Raw genomic sequence first — 2752 nt, forward strand, 5'->3', positions numbered from 1 at the left:
GGGCCAGGTCCATGCCCAGTCCGTTCATCGCGTCGGCGAGCTCGCCGAACGCAACCCCAACGAAACAGTCGCGATCATCCGTCAGTGGCTGACCGAGCCTGCGAAGTAACGAGCAACTCCGCCAAGCAACTCCGCCAAGCGAATCAAGAAGTGATCTGAAATGGCCGCCTCCATCCAAAACGCCAACTCCAACGACATCACCAGCGTGATCTCCACGCTGGGCCAGCGCGCCGGCAGCCGCGTGGGCAAGTCCGAAGCGCTGGCCGGGCCCAAGCGCGCTGCGATCCTGATGTTGGCGCTGGGCGAGCAATATGGCGGCAAGATCTGGGGCCTGCTCGACGACGACGAGGTGCGCCAGCTCTCGCTGGAGATGTCGACGCTCGGCACCGTCGAGGTCGAGACCGTCGAGGACATGCTGCTCGAATTCGTCTCGCGCATGTCGGCTTCGGGGGCGCTGATGGGCAATTTCGACGCCACCGAGCGGCTGCTGCAGCAATACCTGCCGCCGGAGCGGGTCAACGGCATCATGGACGAGATCCGCGGCCCGGCGGGACGCAACATGTGGGAAAAGCTCTCCAACGTGCAGGAAGAGGTGCTCGCAAACTATCTCAAGAACGAATACCCGCAGACCATCGCCGTGGTGCTGTCGAAGCTGAAATCGGAGCACGCCGCCCGCGTGCTCGGCATCCTGCCGGAGGAGCTCGCGCTCGACGTCGTCAACCGCATGCTGAAGATGGAGGCGGTGCAGAAGGAGGTGATCGAGAGCGTGGAGAAGACGCTGCGCACCGAATTCATGTCCAACCTGTCGCAGACCCGCCGCCGCGACGCCCACGAAGTGATGGCGGAAATCTTCAACAACTTCGACCGCCAGACCGAAACCCGCTTCATCACCTCGCTGGAAGAGGACAACCGCGAATCGGCCGAGCGCATCAAGGCGCTGATGTTCACCTTCGACGACCTGGTCAAGCTCGACGCCGGATCGGCCCAGACGCTGATGCGCCATGTCGACAAGGACAAGCTGGGCATCGCGCTCAAGGGCGCCAACGAGACCGTGCGCGACTTCTTCATGGGCAACATGTCGAGCCGCGCCGCCAAGATGCTGCTGGACGTCATGGCCGCGGCGGGCCCGGTGCGCCTGCGCGACGTCGACGAGGCCCAGGCGCTGCTGGTCAATCTCGCCAAGGATCTCGCCGCCAAGGGCGAGATCATGCTGACCAAGAACCGCGCCGACGACGAGCTGGTGTACTGATGGCCGCTCCGGCAAAATTCCTGTTCGATACCGACTTCGCGGCGCCGGAGCGGTCGACGCGCGAGAAGGCCGCGACCGCGGCCGAGATCGCCCAGAAGGTCGCGGAAGCCGAGGCTCGCGCCTACCAGGACGGATTTGCCGCCGGCCAGCGCGAGGCCAAGGCCGAAAGCGACCGCCGCATTGCGCTTGCCATGGAAGAGATCAACATCGCGATCCGGGGCGTCGCCTCCGGCATCGGCAACATCGAGACCCGGATGGAGACCGAGGCGGTCGAGGTCGCGGTCGCAGTGGCGAAGAAGCTGTGCGCCGACCTCGTCGCCGCCGAGCCGCTCGGCGAGGTCGTCGCGCTGGTCAAGGACTGCTTCTCGCATCTGGTCGCAACGCCGCATCTCGTCGTCCGCGTCAACGATGCGCTCTACGAGGCCGCGCGCGAGAAGATCGAGCGGCTGGCCAGGCAGAGCGGCTTCGAGGGCCGGCTGGTGATCCTGGCTGAGCCGGAGATTGCCACCGGCGACTGCCGGATCGAATGGGCCGATGGCGGCGTCGTGCTGGAGCGCGGCGCCATCGCCGCCAAGATCGACGAAATGGTCGGACGCTACATCGCGTCCCGCAGGGGGAATTAAGCCATGAGCGACACTGACGGACAGGTCCCGCTGCCCGATCTCAACGGCCCGATGCCGCCCACCGGCACCGACGTCGGCTACAACGAGGACGAATACGCGGCGCGTGCCGCGGCCGATCTCGAAGCGGTATTCGACGTTCCCGTGCAGGTCTCGGCCGTGCTCGGCCGCTCCAAGATGGATGTCGGCGAGCTCCTCAAGCTCGGGCCCGGCACCGTGCTCGAGCTCGACCGCCGCGTCGGCGAAGCCATCGACATCTACGTCAACAACAAGCTGGTCGCCCGCGGCGAGGTCGTCCTGGTCGAGGACAAGCTCGGCGTCACCATGACGGAAATCATCAAGGCCGAACGCGGCTGACACGACAACGCAAGGACATGACGCGCGGCAGCGCGAACAGACGGACAGGAGACTGACATGCGGCTTCTCATCGTTGGCACATTGAAGGGCCAGCTCACCACCGCCACCAAGATCGCGATGGAGAACGGCGCCACCGTGACCCATGCCGAGGATCACGAGCAGGCGATGCGCGTGCTGCGCGGCGGCAAGGGCGCCGACCTCCTGCTGGTCGACGTCGCCCTCGACATCCGCGACCTCGTGCTGCGGCTGGAGGCCGAGCACATCCACGCCCCGATCGTCGCCTGCGGCATCACCAACGACGCCCGCGCCGCGGTCGCCGCGATCCATGCCGGCGCCAAGGAATACATCCCGCTGCCGCCGGATCCGGAACTGATCGCTGCGGTGCTCGCCGCCGTCGCCAACGATTCCCGCGAGCTGGTCTATCGCGACGACGCGATGGCCAGGGTGATCAAGCTGGCCCAGCAGATCGCCGGCTCCGACGCCTCGGTGATGATCACCGGCGAATCCGGCACCGGCAAGGAAGTGC

At 66.2% G+C, this 2752-nt stretch carries 4 protein-coding genes; all 4 read left to right on the forward strand.

What is annotated here, in order from left to right:
• Positions 1-160: 160 nt before the first annotated feature.
• Positions 161-1249, forward strand: a complete 1089-nt coding sequence (gene fliG / locus JHD07_RS29200) for a flagellar motor switch protein FliG (protein ID WP_291628467.1) — start codon at positions 161-163, stop codon at positions 1247-1249.
• On the forward strand, positions 1249-1872 hold the full coding sequence (locus tag JHD07_RS29205) for a FliH/SctL family protein (RefSeq protein WP_291628469.1): 624 nt from the start codon (positions 1249-1251) through the stop codon (positions 1870-1872). Before fliG ends, JHD07_RS29205 begins: the two co-directional genes overlap by 1 nt.
• A gap of 3 nt (positions 1873-1875) precedes the next feature.
• Positions 1876-2226 (forward strand): flagellar motor switch protein FliN, encoded by a 351-nt coding sequence (gene fliN, locus JHD07_RS29210; RefSeq protein WP_057027996.1) that lies wholly within the window; start codon positions 1876-1878, stop codon positions 2224-2226.
• 57 nt (positions 2227-2283) lie between these two features.
• Positions 2284-2752 (forward strand): sigma 54-interacting transcriptional regulator (locus JHD07_RS29215; protein WP_291628472.1); only part of this gene is annotated, 469 nt, incomplete at its 3' end.

The organism is Bradyrhizobium sp., from assembly GCF_016462955.1.
GTDB lineage: Bacteria > Pseudomonadota > Alphaproteobacteria > Rhizobiales > Xanthobacteraceae > Bradyrhizobium.